Below are 18,117 nucleotides of genomic sequence, written 5' to 3' on the forward strand. Positions count from 1 at the left end.
CACGAGCGCGGGTGACGGTGACGGCGCCCGCCCCAGCGCCCGCCCGGGCCACTGTCCCTCAGCCCGGGCGGGCGCTGCGATGTCAGATTGCGGCGAGCGCGCCGCCCTGAGCTTTGCCGGCTGACACAGCGGCTATGGTCCGTCCAGCCGGTGTATGAAGCCGCTCGAGCGCTGGGCTTCTTCTGGCAGGGCGCGAATCGATGCCCCGTCGTCGTATTTCCTTTTCAGGTCCGGGCCGAGTCTTTCGTGCCCCTCACTGGTGATTCGGGTACGCCTGGTATAGGTGGCGTCTGGCGGTGCTCGGAGCTTGCCGCTGTTGTCGCTCTCACTCGGGGGCGAGGCGCCCCAACTGCTCGAGTGCGGTCAACAGACGGGCAGTGTCTCTCCAGCCGGAGGCGTGAACGTCTCGAACTACGGTCATAAGGTTCGCCCGACGCTCTTGGAGCCAGGCGAATGCAGCATCCGAGTGGTCCGCAGGAAAGGGGGGTTGAGTCGAGGATGGACAGGTGTCCTCGCCTGGCAGGCCGGGATGGCTCGGCGAGAGCAGTGTGCGGGCCGTCATGGCACAAGCCAAGTAGTAGCGCACGAGCCTCTCCAGGGCCTCTGTGCTCCACCCGTGCACCGTACGAGCCAGGCATCGGGCGTCGCGGTGCTGGTCCACCGACAGGCAGTAGCGGAGGGAGTCGTCCGTTGCCGGGCATTTCCTCCCGATCGCCTCCGCCCGCGCCAACGCCTCCAGATGACGCTCGACTTCCTCGTGGGGGAGCTCGCATGCTACCGCGACATCAACGCTGTGGAGATCGGGGAGATGAGGCAGCGAGCCGAGGGTCAGCAGCACGTAGGCCTCGTCAGGACTCAGCATGCCCAGAGCCCTTTTCGGTTGCTCGCTCATTTGCCTCAATCTCTCTCGTTTTAGTGCTTGGTCGTGCGCCCACGAACCCGTAGCGATGGGGCGAAGAGTTCGTGTTTCAGCAGGCGATGGGCTATTCGGTGAGGCGACGTAGCCGATCCGCGGGGTGGTCGAGGCCGTGGAGTGTTGGGAGCAGGTCAATTCGTGTCCAAACTCGGTTGAACAGGTCGAGATCGCTCCTCAGGACGGACACCACGCCTCCCGATCCGGGGAGGTATGCTTACGCGGCCGCAGCGAGATTCGAGGGCGGGTAGAACCTCCGTGTTCGTGGCCGAGTGCCGACGAGGCGGCCTGTCTCGCCGCTGAGGACACCTTCTGCAGCTACGTGCCCGGTCATGTTCCACCCCGCGTGGTGCGCACGCCGAGTTCGGCGAGTTCCTTGGCCTGCTCGGGCTTCAGGTTGCCCTTGCGCAGGTTTCCTCTCTGAGTGATGAGCCATTCGCCGAGCTTGAGTCCGGTGTCGGTGACGTGGTTGTAGGGGACGCGGACGTGGCCGTGTCGGTTGCGGAAGTCCCGCAGCGCCTCCAGGTGCCGTTGCCGATGCACTTCGGGCCCGTTGTGGTGCATCCGGTGCTGAGCGACCAGGCGGGCACGTTCTGCGGGCATCGTGCCGGCCCGGTACCGCTTGAGTTGGCTGATCCGCCACTGCCCGAGCTTGAGTCCGTCGTCGGTGACGTAGCCGCGGGGAACGATGGGGTCACCGTGCTGCTGCTTATAGGCCAGCCACGCGTTGAAGTAGCGGTGCCAGCGGTGATCGAGCACTCTGGGGACGAAGCCGAGGTTCAGGAGTTCGGCGCTGCGCTCGGCGCTCAACTCATCGAAGGTCATGCGGCGGGTCTGGACCTGTGTGCCGAGTCTGCGACCGTGTGCGTTCACGTAGTGCTGAGGGACGTCGAGGTGCCCGTACTCGTCGCGGAACTCCTTCAGATCGGCGACGAACTGTTCCCAGAGCGCGTCGAGCCTGTTCCAGACCATGCCGTGTGCTTCCAGCTCCGCGATCTCCTGCTCGGTTATCACACCATCCCGGTAGCGGATCTTCTGGTGCTCCAGCCAGTTGTACAGCGGTAGGCCGCGGGGTGTGCTCCAGCCCTGCGGCGGAGTCAGGTGACCGTGCTCCTGCCGGTAGAGGGCGCACGCCGCGATGTTCTCTTCCCAGGAGCTGCTCGCGGAACGGACGATGCGCACGGAGATCGCCTTCGCGAATTGAGGCGGGACGGGGATACCGGTGACGCTCAACCACTCGGGCAGCTCGCCCCGCGCCTCGTCGCGCTTGCCGATGTTCATGTCCATGTCTCCGCTGGCGCCGAGGTTGCGGCGTGCAGCGTCCAGGCGCTTACCCAAGGCGTCGTCTGTAGCGCGCAACGCCTGGGCCACCCTCAGCACCGGTGCGAACGGAGAGCCCAGCAGCGCCTCGTGTGGGTCTGTGCCCTCCTTTACCAGGACCGGGACGATGATGGAGGCCACCTTGTCCCGCCGCCCGCCGGTCCGCATGGCCCGTCCGAGAGCCTGGATGATGTCGATGACAGAATCGCGGGGGTTGAGGAAAGCGACGCCGTCCACTGCGGGCACGTCGATTCCCTCGGTCAGAACGCGGGCGTTGGCGACGACGGTCAGGCCGTCGGTACCGGTGCGCAGCCGTTCCAGCACCGCCCGGCGTTCGCCGGCTCGCTGGCCCCCGTGGACGTGCCCAGCCCATACCGTTCCGACGGGACGTTCGTGCGCGGGGAGCACTTCCGCCGCCGTACGGGGCAGGGTCGCGGCGAACCAGCGAGCGTCGTCCACCAGATGGTGATAAGTGATCATCTTTCGGATGCCGTGCTCATGGGCTGCCCGCAGCACGGCAATCTGCCGCGCCAGCATCCCGCCGGACAAGCCGGAGGCGCCGACACGGAAGTGCGTTTGCTGCCCCTCTGCAAGCGCCCGCATCTCCTCGTCGGTCACCACGGCGACGATCAGGCGGTAATCGGCGAGCAGTCCCAGTTCGATACCGCGGGAGAAGGGGACCTCGTGGCAGATGGGGCCGAAGACCTTCTCGTTGTCCATGCTCACCGTCAGGTCCCCACCAGCGACGATCCGGGGCGTCGCGGTCAGGTACAACCGTCGCTGTGCAGGCAGCACGGCATCGTCATGGACCATCGCCCACGCCTTGTCCGCCCGGCCGGCTGCCCGGTGCGCCTCATCCACGATGACCAGGTCCCACGGTGGCAGGCCAGCCTCGGCGTGCGCGGTGGCCAGCACCGGCAAGCTCTGATAGGTACTGGCCACCGTCACCCGACCGGCTCTCACCGTGAACTCGGCCACCTGCTGCGGATCGGTGGTGACAAGCGTCTGATTTACGTTCAGGTGGCGCCCATCGTGGTCGACGAGCGCATCGTCGTCCGAGCACACAGCGACCACCCGGCCCAGTTCTGTGCCGCCTCGATGGTTCTCCCAGGCGTGCAGAGTCTGCCCGACCAGGTCGATGGTGGGCGCCACGATCAGAATCCGGCCGTGCCGGGCTATCTCATGGGCGACCTCGCAGCCGACCCGGGTCTTGCCGAGACCGCAGGCCATCACAGCGGTGGTCCGCGCCGAGGTGCCGAACGTCCTTGTGGCCGCTACGACCGTTTCTTCCTGGTGCGGCCACAATCGAATCAGGCTGCTCTCAGCACGGTCGCTTACGGGATTGAGCACGAAGACCTCTTCTTCGAGTGATCGAGGATCGGACAGGACAGGAACCGGCGAGTCCACTCTGGACGCGGCTTCCATGCCGCGTGCGATGCGGTCGTGATCACGCTCGGCGGCTTCTGGACCGCGTGCTGGCAATGGCGCTTCGGGTTGCGTGCGATGGCTGTCGGGCGGAGTCAACGAGGTCTTCTTGAGAGGCGGTGTGGCCAGCGGAGCGGACCGTTCGGGACACTTGGGACAGTCCCGAGATACTGTCTCGCGCAGCTTCAGGATGGATGCCTGGATGGACGACTACGGGTGTCTTCTTCGTCAGCCCGTACACGACAGTCAGTTCACCGATGGCCTCGATCGCCAGACGCAGTGAACGCAGGCGTTCCGCGCCGGTGGCTCGCCGTTCCGTACCGCAGGCCCTGACTCCAAGGGCGGACTTCTGGAGGTTCATGCGGCGGCTCCTGCCACGACGGCGGCTGGACGGCACCAGTCCGCCGTGCCGTCCCCGGCCAGGGCGTTGGTGTCGGAATCTCCTGCCAGGGCGAGACCCGCGAACGCGGCCAGATCCGCCAGGCGGCCAAGAGGGTGTTCCCCGTACCGCTGACTCGGGCCGAAGGCCTGGTCCTCGTAGTGAGACCGGGGCGCCCGCCTCGTAGTACCAGATGTTCCGCTGGCCCAGGAAAGGGCCTGCCACAGGAACCAGCCGCCGGGTGAAAAGGCCGTTGGGCTTCACAAGCCATGCGCGGTCGCCCGTCCTCGGATCCGGGAACATCCACGGCTCAACGACGGGGCAGCCCTGGTGCCTGCCCGGAGATGAGGCCGCCCAGATTACCCATCGGCGGGCTGTGCCGAGCCGGACGATGAAATCCAGGGTGCCAGGCGTCCTTCTGCAGACAGGGCCGACAGCGATCTCGGTGTGCTGCGCCTGGAGTTGGAGAAGGCCGTTGAGGGCACGGTGGCCAGCATCGCCGGTGACACGGATGACGTCAAAGGTGCCTTCGCGCAGGGCGTGCAGCCTCATCTGGCGAGCCTGCTGCCGGGAGGCGCGGTCCACTGCCACGGAGGTATCCCTCATTCGTAATTTTTCAGTCATACAGGTCGGATTTAGTAGTTATGGATGGCAGGTGGGCTGAGCCATCAGGACAGGACAGGGGTGACGGCGACGTGCGCGGAGGATGAGCGGTGAAATGCCGCGGGCGATGTGTGGCTCCGTGTGAGGATGGCCAGCGTCAGGGCGTGCCGCCGTTCCGGTGACCAAGCCCACGCCTTCACCGCCTCGCACAGCGAGCGTGTGCGGGTGTGGCCGCTGACGGCTGCCTGGCTGGCCCAGTAGTCGAGAGCGCTTTCCAGGGGATAGCACGAGCCGTCACCGGTGTAGTCGACCGCAGCGGCTGCCGCGGTCCACAGCGTGACGCCGCGGATTCGCCGCAAGGCTGCGACGAGCTGTTCGCCAGTGAACCGCACCCAGTTGTCGGCCTGTTCCAGGTACGCGGCCGCGGCCGCGCGCAGCGCTAGAGCCGTAGCCTGGCCGATACCGGCATCCGTAAATCTGCGGTCCGGCAGACCGAGGACGAACCCGGCGTCCGGGGCGGTGTAGAGAGGACCGCGTGGTGTCGACCAGTAAGCGCCGTACAGCCGACACCATTGGCGGTAGCTGTCCCGTCCGGCCGTCACCAGCATGTCCTGCATGATGACCTGCGCCGACAGTGCCTCCCACAGAGAAGGTGTGGAGACCCGTATGACCGTCCCCAGCGAGGCGAGCGACCGCACAAGGCCTATCGGTGCGTCGCCGAGCAGACGGGATAGATCAGTATGGGTTATCTCCGGGAGGTCGGCATCCGCGGTGTACCCGGCAAGGGGCTGCACATCGAGCACACCGTCGCCCCACGTGGCCAGCCACTTCGTATCCTGCTCGCCGGCGAACAGCCGGTAGCAGTACCGGTTGTACGGGTACCTGGAGGGAGTGTGGGTCCAGGCGGGATGGTCGGCGCAGAACGAGCGGGTCTTGACCGGCGCGACCGTTGCGGGCTGGGTGCCAGCATGGGAATGAAGAGAAAACATGATCACGTACGCATTTCTGAGTGGTCAATTGGGTCGAGGTCACACCGAAAAGGCGTTGGATTTTTCCTGGTGGGACTTGCCTTGGGGCGACGGATATGGTGCGCTCGAGGCGTGCTATGGCGCGTGCCTGAGGCGGTCGTGGACGGTGGGAGCGGGCGTGAGGCCGCAGAGCGGATAGTTTTTCTGCGCTTGCTCGCGGTGGTGGGCAGCAGTTTGGTCATCGCCGTCGTCGTCTGCGGACTTGGCGAGGAATTCCCGCGTCAGGGTTTGCCAGTAGACATCTTCGTAGTCTCGGAATATTCCCATGGCGTGGTGAAATTCGGCCTGTGCTGCGGCGTGGTTGCCAGCCATGGAATGGCCCAGGCCAGTCAGTGTCAGTGTCTTCGCCACTCCGTGCGCATCCGCAAGGGTCAGGAAGTTGTGGCGGGCCGCTTCGAGAATGGCGAGGGCCTGTCGCCAGTCGCCGTGAAGGAGGAAGATGCGGCCGAGTTCGGCAAGGGCCCGTGGCTGCTCGTGGCGGTGTTCGTGCCCTCCCCATAGCTCTAGCACATCGGCAAGGCAGGATTCGGCGGCCTCCAGGTCGCCTGCCTGACGGTGACAGACTGCCAAACCGAGCTGGTGCCGTCCTTCGGCGAAGACGTCACCAGCTGCGCGTGCTGCCTCGCCCAGGCTGCGGTACCAGTCGAGCGCCCGGTCGATCTCGCCGGTATGGGCCAGGGCCTCGGCCCCGGAGCTGAGCATCCGGCACACGCCCTGCTGGGTTCCGATCCGTTGCGCGCTATACAGGCCGAGTTCGTGGAGAGTGGTCGACAGGCGGAAGCGGCATAGTCTGTGAAGCCCTGGGGCATTGGCGTCCACCAGCTGCCAGGTGGCCTGGTGCCAGCCGTGGGCGGCGGCGTCCTCGATGACGCGTTGCAAGTTCTCCTGGTGGTCGCTTTGCCAGGTCAGGGCTCCAGAGAGCGAGGTGAACTGGGGCACCAGGTCCTGACTCGGTGCCACTGTGTGGGCGTAGCCGAGGGTTTGGTCAGTGAGTTGCTCGCGGGCACGGGCTGCGGTGGCCAGGTACCAGTCCAGGACTCGGCGCGGTGCCTCCTGCTCCTGCTCGGGTTCATCTTCCTCGCCGACCTCGCGGGGGTGGTTGTGTACGTACGGCGAAAAGCGGTAGAAGTCGAAGCCGGGCCTGGTCTGCTTGAGGACGTTGGCTCTGACCAGGAGCTCGAGATTCTGGGTGGCGACATCCCGGGCGACGTCAAGGACAACGGCGGCGGTGTGCGATGTCACGACGGGGGTCGGCAGGAACCCCAACCGTCGGTATAGGCGCGACACGGAGTCCGGAAACCTCCGGTAGAGGTCGTCAAGAGCTGTCAATGGCAGTCCTTCGGGAGAGTTTGAGCGTGGGTGGCCAAGGGGCCGGTCCGGTCCAGGACCGGACCGTGAAACTGGGGCGGAGGCATCGCGGTGCGCCCGGTTGCGGCGGTGCTGCTTCAACGGGGCACCGGGGTACGAACGGAATGCGGCATGAATGGAGTGGAAACCTAGTCGAGGTGCTCTGTGGTGTACGTCGTGATCACGCTGCTGGTCATCCGCTGTGTGGTGGCTGCCAGAGCTCTATGCCAGCTCATGAGGGGGCGTTTCATATGGGATGTGGGGCCGGTGAGTGATAGCACGGCCGCAAGGTCACCGAACTGGTCGTAGATGGGCCCCGCCAGCGAGGTGAATCCGTTCTTGTCTTGTGCCAGGCTTTGGATTTGGGCGGTCGCGTTGGCCTTGTCCCCGTGAGCAGCTCTCTGGTCCTCGGCGTGTTGCCATGCAAGGAATATTTGTATGACCGGGTCGGAGGCTCGCCGCATGGGTTTGAGGTCCCCTGTCACAGAATCGGGGCGGACGCTGGATACCGCCACGCACACACATGCCTCACCGCGGCGGCGGTATACGCGCGCCGTGCTCGCCCCGGTCATTCGCCGCAGTTCCTGCAGCTCACTCAGGACCCAGTCTGAAGTGGCCGCCTGCTGGTTCCAGAAACCGGCCGTTGCCAGTTGAACAATCCTCCGGCCCAGAGCGAACCGGCCCGACTCATCTGTATCAACCAGCCCTTCATGCTGCAGCGCGTCGAGCAGCCGGTGCGCTGTAGGCCGTGTCAGCCCGGTGTGGGAAACCAGTTCGGGGATGGTCATGGGCCCTTGCGCCAGTGCGCCAATCAGCGCTGCTCCCTTGTCCAGCACACCGACGTTGCTCGGCGTATCGGCGGCGGAGTGAACGCAGTTCATAACGGTTGGTGCTCCCTGATCGAGTACGGGTTGGACCGGCCTAGGCACCTCGTGCCGCCCGGTTTTTTACTGAGCGCCGTACGTGGCCGGTGGGCGCAGACGCAGCGGCAGGCTGGGTCGGTGTTCATCCGCCCGTTGGCTGCGCGCGGTGCCGCGGCGTCGGGTGCGAGGTTGGGCCAGCGTTCGAGTAGATCCCCACATCCGTCATGGGCGCGTACGGCCGAGGCATTCGGGCAAGCTCAGCCGCTGCGCGGACCGTCCATTCGCAGCCCCGCGGGGCTGCGGGCTTTCAGCGACAGACCCAGATGTCGGGACAGGCAGGCGGCTTTCGGTTGTCCTCAAGATTCGCGGCAGGGATGGGGATGGAACGACCGTTTGGCGTATGCCGGCGCCGGGCGGAGGGCCGCATCGTTTTGCGAGGGGAGAGCCATCGTCACGGTTCTTCAGGGGATGGAGGTCGTCGTGGCGCGTGCGGGCTGATGCGGTGATAGGAAGCTGGCAGGCTCGTGTATGCGTCGGGCGGTCTGCGGTGGGGCGGAGCCAACGAAGTTCTCTTGAGGGGCGGCCTGGCCAGCGGAGCGGACCGCTCGGGACACTTGGGACAGGCACCCAACGCTGTCTCGCGCAACTTCAGAATGGATGCCTGGGTGTCGTGGAGACCAGCGATCTCGTAGGTGCTCGCCGCCTGTTGGAGATGGCGATAGGCCACCGTGTGCTCGCCGAGTTTCAAGCGCCCGCGGCCAAGCCAGACCTGGGCCCGGGCAACGGCGAGCGGGTGCCGCGTGTGCCACAGCGCGAGTTCGAAATGCCCCAGCGCCCTGTGTAGGAGGCCGTCCCGAAAGGCGGCGATGCCGAGCCAGAGATGACAGGCGCTGGTGCCGTTGCTGTCATCGTTCTGTTTATGCCAGGCGAGCGCGGATGACAGGAGGGTCTCCGCCGAGTCGCTGTCAGGCCCCGTAGGGCGGATGGCCCTGAGCTCGAGCTGACTGGCTCCGAGCTCTTGGGCAGCCCTCGCCCGCCCGGCCAGGTCTCCGGCGCGTTTAGCGTTGTGGAGCGCGCGGTCGGCATGTGCTATCGCCTCGTCCAGGTTGCCGTGCCTGCGCAGTGCGGCCGCCAGGGAGATGTGTATCTCACGCTCTGCGATCGCCTCACCGCACAGTTGCGCGGAGGCCAGGCCGGTCCGGTGGATGGCGACCGCTGCCTTGGGGGGCAGCAGTTCGATTGCCGGGTAGATCGCCTGGGTCAGGCCCGCAGTCAGGGCGTGCAGGCCCGCTTCGGCAGCGGCGGGAATGTCATGGATGAGGGTGTCCTGTTCACGGGCCAGCCATACCAGAGCGCTGGTTGGTCCGGTCACGGGTGCCGGAAGGCTGATGGCGTGGGGGTCGGTGAGTGTCACCGGGAGCGTGCGGTGCTGGGGCGATAGCTGCGTGGCGGCGCTGCAACTCACGATGAACCGGTGTTCGAGATAGCGGGTCAATACCGTGATCGGGTCATGAGCTAGTTCGTGGGAGCGGGTCAGGGCGTGTGCTCTGTACGGATCCGGCAGCCTCCACCGATCCCCGACCCTCTGGACCAGCTCGACGGCTTCGAGTGAGGCCAGCCGGTCCACCGCCGTGTCCGGGCTGACACGCAGAGCAACTGCGAGCCCAACGGGGCTGATGTAGGCGCCGGGAAGGAGGGCCAGCACTCGATATGCCTCTGCCTGGCCAGGAGCCAATTGGCGATAGCGTCTTTCGATCGTCTTGGCCACGGAGATCATCGCGCGTCCAGCGGCGCGAGCGATCGGGTGTGCGGTGCCGTTGTGACTGCGGGATGGCCGGAAGCTCGGGTGTCGGCCAGGGGCGGCCAGCAGTGGGTGGGGTCTGTGCAGCTGTACACGGCGGCGGGAGTGGAGGGCATGTCGTCCACGTTTTCGGGAGGGGGATGGGTTCTGGTCAGGGAGGTAGTGCGTTTGTGTTCCGGGCTTGGCGCGGGCTACACGGCGGACCGTGCAAGGCGTTGGGACCACTGGCCTTGGGATGCCCCCAGGGCCTCTTCTGCGAGGCGGTGGAGTTGGACGTCGCCAGTGCCGGCGGGTGCCCAGGTGTGGAAGGCGTCGCGGACGAGGCGTTGGAGCGGGCGGTCCGTGCGCAAGCCGTCCGCGGCGTGAATTTCCATGGCCGCGCGGGCGGAGTCGATAGTCGCTTCCACGCTGATGTACTTGCTGTTCATCAGCTCCGCGTCGCAGGCGGCACCGCGGTCCAGGAGGTGCACGGCCTCGTAGACCATGGTGCGTGCGGTGATAAGCCGGGACTGCATCAACCCCAGCTTCTGTTGAATGGTGGGGAGTTCGGACAATGAGCCGCCGTACCGCTTGCGCTGTTTCACGAACTGTATGGTTTCGTCCAGGATTGACTGGTGAATGCCCAGCGATACCGCGGCGAGGTTGGGTCGGCCGTACAGGACGCTGGAGGAGTAGGCGACGTTTAGACCGTCTCCTTCTTCCCCGATCAGGTTGGCGGCCGGGATGTGGCAGTTGTCGAAGATCACCTCGCCGAGGCTGAAGCCGTGAAGCCCCAGGGATGGCTGGTGCGGAGCAACGGTGACGCCACGGCGGTCGGCTTCGACGAGGAAGGCCGACAGCCCTCTCGACCCCTCGCCTGTGCGCATGACGACGCCGTGGAGATGGCCGATGTGGCTGTTGCCCACGAAGACCTTGCGGCCGTTGAGGACGTACCCGCGGCCTTTCCGCCGCGCGGAGGACTGCATGCCAAGGACGTGACTGCCAGAGACTTTCTCGGTCACCGCGATGGTGGGCAGGCAGGTTCCGGCGGCGATCTGCGGCAGCCAGGTGTTTTTCTGCTCGTCGTTCCCGCTATAGATGATCTTGGCGGTGCCGAGCTGGGACGCCTGGACCATGGCCGCCATGGCGCCGCAAGCGCGACCCAGCTCCTCAATGATGATCGTTTTGGCGAGGTGGCCAGCGGCCAATCCTCCGTCCGCGGCAGGGCAGTCTTCGCCAACCGGACCCTCATCTGCGGCCATTCCTCCGTATGCGGTAGGGACGGTCGCACCCACCCACCCCTGTTGGGCAATCAGGGTAGGGAGCTCATGGTCGACGGACATGGAGGATTCCATCTGCGCCACGCGTGGAACGACTTCAGCTTCAGCAAACGTCCTTACCTGCTCACGCAGGTGTTCGTGTTGGGCTGTCAGGTGTGAGGTGGACATCGAGTTTCCTCCCCGTTCACGCACTCCGCTGTCTCTTACCTACTGCGTGTGTCAGTGGCTAGGGTTGAATACCGGCGCGCTGGTGGAGGAAGTGCATAACGTTGTCGCGGTGCTGCTTGATGAGCGCGAGGGAGCCACGGCCGGTGCTCAGGTCCCGCTGCTCGGGGCCCACGAAGCACACGGTGCCCAGCACCGTGCCGCGGTGGAGAAGGGGAGCGCCGGCGTAGGTGCGGATCCCGATCAGGTCGACGACGGCGTTGCCCGCGAACCGCGGGGAGGAGAACACGTCGGGCAGGACCAGGGCCTTCTTGCGGTCCACGACTTCGGGGCAGAAGCCGTGTTCGAGGGGCATGCTGCGGCCGACCGTGGGCAGGTCGCTCTCGGTGCCGGGGGTGTGCAGCCCGAAGAACTGCTGCTCGGCTCCGAAGATGTTGACCATGGCGTAGGGGGCGTCAGCGTCCTGGGCCAGTTGCGTGGCGAAGGCGTCGAGATCTGGGTCGGCGCCGGTCAGGCCAAGGGACCGCAGTACGTCATCGCGATTGGCCTGCTGTGCGTCGGGGCTGGGGTGTGGGGTGGCGGGGAAGGTCATGTGAGGGCTCCGGATGTCGCGAGGCGGCGGCGCTTGAGGCTGTGCTCGACAAGTGCGATCAGAACGTCTCTGGCAGATGTGCGCTGGCGGACATCGCAGGTGATCACAGGAGTCTGCGGTGTGAGTTCGAGGGCCTGGCGTACCTCGTCGGGGCTGTAGCGGTAGGCGGCGCCGTCGAATTCGTTGACGGCGACGACGAAGGGCGTCTGCTTCTGCTCGAAGTAGTTGACAGCGGCGAAGGAGTCCTCCAGACGCCGGGTGTCTGCGAGGACGACCACGCCGACGGCTCCGTAAGACAGGTCGGGCCAGGTGAACCAGAACCGCTCCTGTCCGGGCGCGCCGAACAGAAAGAGGATCATGGGGCGTCGCGGGTCGTGGAAGGTGATCCGGCCGAAGTCCATGGCCACGGTGGTGGTGGTCTTGTTCTCCACTGCGCTGAGATCGTCGATGCCCCGTCCGGCGTCGGTCAGGACTTCCTCGGTGGTCAGCGGTTTGATCTCGCTGAGCGTGGCGACCATCGTGGTCTTGCCAACGCCGAAGCCGCCAGCCACCACGATCTTCAGCTCCAGCGTGGGGACCGCCGCGCCCACAGGTTCAGAGCTTGCGTAGGCCATCAAGCAGTGCCTCCAGTATCGGTACGTTGCCATCAGCGGCGGGGCCGTCGGGGTTGGTCAGTTCCAGCGCCTCGCAGTCGAGGAGGTCTCCGATCAGGACTTTCATGACCTGGACGGGCTGGTGGAGCAGGGCCGCGAGTTCGGCGACGGAGCGGGGCGCGCCGCTGCAGTGCAGCAGCAGCTCCTCGCCCTCATGGCTCAGCGGGGTCGCCTGGTGGGCGGTGGGACGGGTGATGAGGCAAGTAGTCATGCGCAGCGGGTGCTTCGAGCGGGTGCGGCCCCTGGTGATCGTGTAGGGGCGAACGTCCCCTAGGGAGCTGTTGGCCCATCCGCTGCCGGAAGTCACGTCACAGCCCCGGCCCGGAGAATGCGTTGGGCCGGGCTTCCACGACCAGATGCTCGTCCAGGCCCCTGATGAAGGCGTCCATCTCGTAGCCGACCTGCCCGGCGTCCGCGTCTGGTGCGGCCTTGACGGCCAGGACCGTGTTTACGGCATTGGCGTGGGTGAAATCCACGCCCGCGCTCATCACGAAGAGGTGGCCGCCGTCGTGTTCGACGATGATTTGGCGGATGCCGCCCAGGGGGTTGTCCTTGAACACCTGCCGTCCGAGCGAGTACAGCCCGACGACGGCGGCCGCGAAGGCGTCGGCGTCGGCGTCCGGCTGCTCGGTCCATGCCAGCTTCAGTCCGTCACCGGCAGCAAGGAGGGCCCGGTTGGTGCCGGGAACCGTGTTGAGGAGCTTGGTGAGCAGTGCGCTGAGCTTGTCGCGCGCAGCTGACTGGCCGGTGGCGGGGGAGCCGTCGGTCTGCATGGGTTTCTCCTGGTCGGGGATGTTTAGTCAGGGATGTGGGTGGGCGGAGCGAGTGGTGTCCTAGGCATCGGGCGGCTGGGATGCGGGCTCGTCTCTGCGTGGAATGCGGGATTGGAAGTTCGCCATCAGTCCGCTGGTCGCACGGCCGGCGGGTGCCTGTGGAGCTGGGGGCGGTACACGTTTCTCGGCCTCACCGCGTCGAGGCAAGGGCGGTCGGCTGTCGTTGTCGGCGGGCGGGGTAGCGGGACGGGCCTTGTCTAGTGGCGCAGGCCGGGCTTGCCGGGGCAGCTCGGCAGTGTCCTCTGGGTGAGTCGTTGCGTGCTCCGGCCTCGCGGGGCCGGATGGCGAGGAGGACTGTGGGATCTGAGCAGCGTGGTCGTTCTGGTTCGGCACGTCGGCGGAGATGAGAAGCTCTGGGGGGATGACCACGACGGCCTGTGTGCCGCCGACGATGTTTGGCCCCAGCTGGATAGTGATCTTGTGGCGCTTCGCGAGGAGGGCGGCGACCAGAAGACCGATCTTGCCCTCGCGCAGGCGGACGCTGGGATCCTCTGCCTCGGGGGCCGCCAGCAGACGGTTGAGCAGTTCCCGCTTCCGCTGCGATATGCCGGTGCCGCGGTCGAGCACTTCGATGGCTGTCCCGTCCTCGGCCTGATGGGTGAACACGTCCACCCTGTCGCTGGAGAAGTAGGTGGCGTTTTCCATCAGAGCGGCGAGCAGGTGCACTACGTTCGGGCTGACGTAGCCCGGCAGTGCTGCGGCTCCGTGCTGCGACGGCGCCACACGGACCCGCTGGTACTCCGGGATCTCCGCGACGGCACGCCGAATCGCTGTGGCCAGCAGCACGGGTGCGCTGTCGCGTGGGGGGGTATGGCCGCCCAGGACCGCGAGGCTTTCGATGGCACGTCGCTTTTGGGTCAGCAGGTGATCCATACGGAACAGTTTGGCCAGCAGTTCCGGATCTTCGGTGTCCCGTTCGACCTCGGAGATCACGGCGATGTTGCGGTTGACCAGGCTCTGGAGGCGCGGAAAGATCGACTTGAAGATCTCGGCCAGTTCGGCCTGGTCGTTGAGCTTCTGGTGCTGATGGGCAGCGGCCGCCATCACCGTCTGCCACGACTCCTGGAAGGCATGCTCCAGGAGGGCGACTGCATCGACACGCACGTCTCCGGTGCGCGGCCGCGCAGCGGGCGGCGAGAAGCCGGTGTGCGCGGCCCCCTGCGCAGCCTGTTCGGCGGCCCAGCGAACGGCCTGCCGGCCCTTGTCGGTAGCAATGACGACTGCGTTCAGCGCCCGGAGGTAGGCGTCACGCTCAGTGCGGATCTCCTCTCCGCGGGCCATGTTCCTGCGGGCGCCGCGCGAACGTGCCGCGGCCCACCACAGCAGACCGGCGGCTGTGGCACCGGATGCTGCGATGGCGACCGGAGTCGGAAGCACATCGAGGTTGTCGAGCAGCCAGCCACTGCCCACAGCAGTTCCTGAGAGAGCGCTGGCGGTGCCCGCGGGAGGAAGCGGGCTGTCGCTGGCGTGAGCACGGTGACGTCGACTGGACCGAACCGGTACCTGAGCTGCGCGATCAGACATGGGGCATCTCCCGAGGGCGCAGCTCCAGAGACCGCTGGGCGCCGCTGCGCATCCGGGGGCTCATCAAGCTGAGGCGGGCGTGCAGCACTGCCGGGCCAGTGGTCGAGTACAGCAGCGGCTCGGGCGGGGCGATCCCAGAGCTGTGCTGATTCTGCGGCGGGCACTGCGGCAAGGGCCCGGTGTCGCGCACCGAATGCGTGGCGATCTGCCTGCTGACCTCGATGAGGCGGGAGCGCCCGGTCAACCAACGTCGGGGTGGCCGGTGATCAGCGCAGTTCGTGGGAGTCATGGATCCTCGGCGAAGTCGGGGTGCGGTGCGAGATGGGGCAGTGAAACGAACTCAGCCACATCGGAAGAAAAAGGGTGGAGGGGCGACCGCCGGACCGCGTCGTGCCATTCCCCGCGGGGGATCAGGAAACAGGACTACGGCCCGGCGGCCGGTCTTAGGGACGACGGACTAGGCGGCGGCGAGCCAGCGTTGCCGCTCTTCGTTGGTGACCTCTGGGGCGTTCTGTGCGGACTCCAACGCGCTGATTTCGGCACCGAGGGCACACACATAGTGATCGACCACGTCATCGCCGAGCAGCTTGCGGGCCAGGGCGCTGTCCCGGAATACCGCTCGGGCATCGGCCAGGCTGTTCGGGACCGGTGGGGCGTCTCCCGTGTAGGCGCTTCCGGTACTCGGCGGCGGAAGGAGGAGATCCTCCTGGTCGAGTCCGTGCTGGATGGCCGCCAGGACGGCGGTGAGCCCGAGGTAGGGATTGGCATCCGCGCCGGGCAGGCGCAGCTCCAGGTGCAGGCCCTGGCCTTGGCCGGTGACGCGGACAGCGCAGGTGCGGTTGTCGTGCCCCCAGCTGTAGGTGGTCGGTGCGAAGGTGTCGGGCTTGTATCGCCGGTAGGAATTGACGGTGGGGGCGTAAAGCGGAGCTAGCTCGGGCAGCACCGTCAGCAGTCCCGCGATGGCGTGTCTCGCCTGCGTGGACAGCGTCCCGTCGCTGTTCATCAGGGTCGGCCCGTGGTCGTTCCACAAGGACAGGTGCATGTGGAGGCCGCTGTGAACACCAGGGTCAGGTACGGCCATGAAGGTGGGGGTCAGATTGGTGTCCGTGGCGATGCGGCGTACGGCGTGCTTGAACGCGATGTGTCCGTCGGCCGCGTCCAGGGGCTTACCGTAGGGAAAGGTGACCTCCAACTGGCCATGTCCGGCCTCGATTTTGACGGCCTCGGTGGGCAGCTCCGCTTCGCGGAGGGAGGTCTGCAGTGTGCTGAGGAAGCTATGGGTGCGGGCGTCGTGGTCCAGCGAACAGTCCCGGTTGCGGGCTGTGATCGGCTGCCGCTTCTGATGGCTGCCGATACGTGCGTGGTCGAGGCGGCCGCGGTATACGACGAACTCCGTCTCCAGGCCCACTTTGGCATGCAGGCCGCGCTGGGAGAGCTCGTCGAGCTGACGGCGCAGCATCTGCCGGGGCGCCACCGAGACTGGCCGTCCGTTTATGGACGCATCCGCATGGACCAGGACCGTTCCCGAGGACCAGGGCAGTAGGCGGATGGTGTTGAGGTCGGGGACCAGATGCAGATCACCGTAGCCGGTGTCCCAGGAGGACAGATCGAAGTCCGGCAGAGGGTTCATATCGACGTCGGTGGCCAGCACGTAAGCGCACATGCCAGCGCCGCTGTCGGCGATCCGGTCGAGAAAGACACCGGCGTCGAACGTCTTGCCTTTCAACCGCCCGGCCATGTCGGTCAGACCGAGGATCACGCTGTGGACGCGCTCCTGCCTCACCTCCTCCTGCAGCTGCTCCCGGGTGATGCGGCCGCGAGCAGGCGGCGGGCAGCGAAGGCTTCCTCCGCTTTCAGGGCCGCTGTACTGGTGGTCGACTGCACGCATCAGTGATCCTTCGGGCCGGGGGTCGAGGGGGTGCCGGTGGGGTCGGTGAGGGTTTTACGGGCAAGGGGCCACCACGCGGTGGCCAGCGCCAGCGCGGTGAGGAGCGCGACGGCCGCGTAGTTCATCGACTCCGCTGTGATGGGGCTGGTCTGGGGCAGGCAGAACAGCACGGTGGCGAAACCCACCCAGATCACGGCGATCCAGCCGACAGGCCGACTCCACCGGCCCAGAATCCACGGGCCCGGAGTGAATCGCTCGGGATGACGCAGACGCAGATATACGGGGATGACGTAGGAGGGCGTGATGCCGATGACGTTGATGGCCGTCACGGCGGTGTAGGCCGTGGTGGAGTACAGGGACGGCAGGGCCAAAACGAGAGGACCTGCGACTGCCAGCCCCACTGCCAGGTGCGGAGTCTGGGTACGGCTCACTCGCCGCAACAGCAAGTGCCCGGGCAACGCACCGTCACGGCTGAACGCAAAGGCCATTCGCGATGCCGATGTGATGCCTGCGTTCGCGCAGAACAGCTGCGCGCCGATGACGATCAGCATCAGGATGGCGGCTGTATCGGGACCGAGGGCGTCGAGGAAGATGCGTGCGGGGGGCACCGGCGCCGCCGCGGTGGCGGCGTAGTCCTGGATAGCGAACGTCAGCCCGGCCAGCAGGACGAACCCGGCGATCCACGACACCCAGATCGAGCGCACCATGCCACGCGCCGCCGAAACCGAGGCGTTGGCTGTCTCCTCGGAAAGGTGCGCGGAGGCGTCGTAGCCGGTGAACGTGTACTGCGTCAGCAGCAAGCCGAGCGCGGTCACGTACAGGGGGTTCGACCAGCCGGTGTTGTTGGTGAACTGAGTGAACACGAACTCGGTCGACTGGTGGCTGTCCGGCACAGCCCACAGGACCGCCACGATGACGGCCACACCTACCAGGTGCCACCAGACGCTGACCGAGTTCAACAGCGAGACGACCCGTACTCCACCAAGGTTCAGCGCGCCGAACAGCAGCAGAATCGCGGTGAAAACGACCATGGTCCATTCCGTGGTCGGCTCCCACCCGAACTGCAGGTTCAGCAGCGCGCCGGTGAACTGGGCTGCGCCATAGGCGCTCCCCGCGATGCCGCCGAGCAAGCCCAGCAGGTTGACCCAGCCGGTGTAATACCCCCACCTCACCCCGCCGAGCTGACGTGCCATGTAGAACATCGCGCCGGCGGTCGGCATGGAGCTGGTCACCTCTGCGAGTGCCATGCCGATGAACAGCACCATCAGACCGACACCGGCCCAGCCCCACAGCATCACCACTGGCCCGCCGGTGTTCAGCCCGAACCCGTAGAGCGTCATGCAGCCGGAGAGCACCGAGATGATGGAGAAGCTGATCGCGAAGTTGCCGAACCCTCCCATACGCCGGGCCAGGACGGGGTCGTATCCGAGCTCACGCAAGATCTGGCCTTCATCGGGCGTGGTGGGCCCCGACTGCCTCGTCCGCGCGTTCGCCGCGTGGGACACGAATCGCCTCCAAAAACAT

General features: G+C 66.4%; 14 protein-coding genes and 1 pseudogene. All 15 read right to left on the reverse strand.

The window, feature by feature from the left end:
* Positions 1–144: 144 nt before the first annotated feature.
* A pseudogene (locus EEJ42_RS54430) lies at positions 145–267 on the reverse strand (helix-turn-helix domain-containing protein); the annotation flags it as partial.
* A 976-nt stretch (positions 268–1,243) separates the two neighbouring features.
* Positions 1,244–3,757, reverse strand: coding sequence for a DEAD/DEAH box helicase (locus EEJ42_RS02210; RefSeq protein ID WP_148081823.1), 2,514 nt, complete (start codon positions 3,755–3,757; stop codon positions 1,244–1,246).
* Between the two features lie 948 nt (positions 3,758–4,705).
* Complete coding sequence (locus tag EEJ42_RS02215; protein WP_123098345.1) at positions 4,706–5,635, reverse strand: hypothetical protein; 930 nt, start codon at positions 5,633–5,635, stop codon at positions 4,706–4,708.
* A 108-nt stretch (positions 5,636–5,743) separates the two neighbouring features.
* A complete protein-coding gene (locus EEJ42_RS02220) occupies positions 5,744–6,997 on the reverse strand; it encodes a tetratricopeptide repeat protein (protein ID WP_123098346.1) in 1,254 nt (417 codons plus the stop codon).
* Positions 6,998–7,164: 167 nt separating this feature from the next.
* Positions 7,165–7,896 (reverse strand): helix-turn-helix domain-containing protein, encoded by a 732-nt coding sequence (locus EEJ42_RS02225; protein ID WP_123098347.1) that lies wholly within the window; start codon positions 7,894–7,896, stop codon positions 7,165–7,167.
* A gap of 433 nt (positions 7,897–8,329) precedes the next feature.
* The gene (locus EEJ42_RS02230) at positions 8,330–9,646 is read right to left on the reverse strand and encodes a tetratricopeptide repeat protein (RefSeq protein ID WP_148081824.1); all 1,317 of its coding nucleotides are present in this window, start codon (positions 9,644–9,646) and stop codon (positions 8,330–8,332) included.
* Between the two features lie 224 nt (positions 9,647–9,870).
* Positions 9,871–11,106, reverse strand: a complete 1,236-nt coding sequence (locus tag EEJ42_RS02235; protein ID WP_123098349.1) for an acyl-CoA dehydrogenase family protein — start codon at positions 11,104–11,106, stop codon at positions 9,871–9,873.
* 58 nt (positions 11,107–11,164) lie between these two features.
* On the reverse strand, positions 11,165–11,695 hold the full coding sequence (locus EEJ42_RS02240; RefSeq protein ID WP_123098350.1) for a GAF domain-containing protein: 531 nt from the start codon (positions 11,693–11,695) through the stop codon (positions 11,165–11,167).
* Positions 11,692–12,309, reverse strand: a complete 618-nt coding sequence (locus EEJ42_RS02245) for a GTP-binding protein (protein ID WP_123098351.1) — start codon at positions 12,307–12,309, stop codon at positions 11,692–11,694. The genes EEJ42_RS02240 and EEJ42_RS02245 overlap by 4 nt, the downstream gene beginning before the upstream one ends.
* On the reverse strand, positions 12,290–12,559 hold the full coding sequence (locus EEJ42_RS02250) for a DUF742 domain-containing protein (RefSeq protein WP_246095972.1): 270 nt from the start codon (positions 12,557–12,559) through the stop codon (positions 12,290–12,292). Before EEJ42_RS02250 ends, EEJ42_RS02245 begins: the two co-directional genes overlap by 20 nt.
* A 97-nt stretch (positions 12,560–12,656) precedes the next feature.
* Positions 12,657–13,121 carry a roadblock/LC7 domain-containing protein gene (locus tag EEJ42_RS02255; RefSeq protein ID WP_123098353.1) on the reverse strand — a complete coding sequence of 155 codons (465 nt, stop codon included), beginning with the start codon at positions 13,119–13,121 and terminating at the stop codon, positions 12,657–12,659.
* A gap of 60 nt (positions 13,122–13,181) precedes the next feature.
* Positions 13,182–14,591, reverse strand: coding sequence for a histidine kinase (locus EEJ42_RS02260; protein ID WP_123098354.1), 1,410 nt, complete (start codon positions 14,589–14,591; stop codon positions 13,182–13,184).
* Positions 14,592–14,697: 106 nt separating this feature from the next.
* Positions 14,698–14,949 (reverse strand): hypothetical protein, encoded by a 252-nt coding sequence (locus EEJ42_RS02265; protein ID WP_123098355.1) that lies wholly within the window; start codon positions 14,947–14,949, stop codon positions 14,698–14,700.
* A 213-nt stretch (positions 14,950–15,162) separates the two neighbouring features.
* Positions 15,163–16,488 carry a glutamine synthetase family protein gene (locus EEJ42_RS02270; protein ID WP_246095973.1) on the reverse strand — a complete coding sequence of 442 codons (1,326 nt, stop codon included), beginning with the start codon at positions 16,486–16,488 and terminating at the stop codon, positions 15,163–15,165.
* A 104-nt stretch (positions 16,489–16,592) separates the two neighbouring features.
* Complete coding sequence (locus EEJ42_RS02275; RefSeq protein ID WP_246095974.1) at positions 16,593–18,098, reverse strand: amino acid permease; 1,506 nt, start codon at positions 18,096–18,098, stop codon at positions 16,593–16,595.
* Positions 18,099–18,117 lie beyond the last annotated feature (19 nt).

Origin of the sequence: Streptomyces botrytidirepellens (genome assembly GCF_003721215.1) — a bacterium.
Taxonomy (GTDB): Bacteria; Actinomycetota; Actinomycetes; order Streptomycetales; family Streptomycetaceae; genus Streptomyces; species Streptomyces himastatinicus.

What these genes read in the sequence shown, in the direction of transcription:
- EEJ42_RS02225 (WP_123098347.1), bottom strand. Translation starts at nt 7,896, where the DNA reads ATGAACTGCGTTCACTCCGCCGCCGATACGCCGAGCAACGTCGGTGTG.
- EEJ42_RS02235 (WP_123098349.1), bottom strand. Translation starts at nt 11,106, where the DNA reads ATGTCCACCTCACACCTGACAGCCCAACACGAACACCTGCGTGAGCAG.
- EEJ42_RS02240 (WP_123098350.1), bottom strand. Translation starts at nt 11,695, where the DNA reads ATGACCTTCCCCGCCACCCCACACCCCAGCCCCGACGCACAGCAGGCC.
- EEJ42_RS02245 (WP_123098351.1), bottom strand. Translation starts at nt 12,309, where the DNA reads ATGGCCTACGCAAGCTCTGAACCTGTGGGCGCGGCGGTCCCCACGCTG.
- EEJ42_RS02250 (WP_246095972.1), bottom strand. Translation starts at nt 12,559, where the DNA reads ATGACTACTTGCCTCATCACCCGTCCCACCGCCCACCAGGCGACCCCG.
- EEJ42_RS02255 (WP_123098353.1), bottom strand. Translation starts at nt 13,121, where the DNA reads ATGCAGACCGACGGCTCCCCCGCCACCGGCCAGTCAGCTGCGCGCGAC.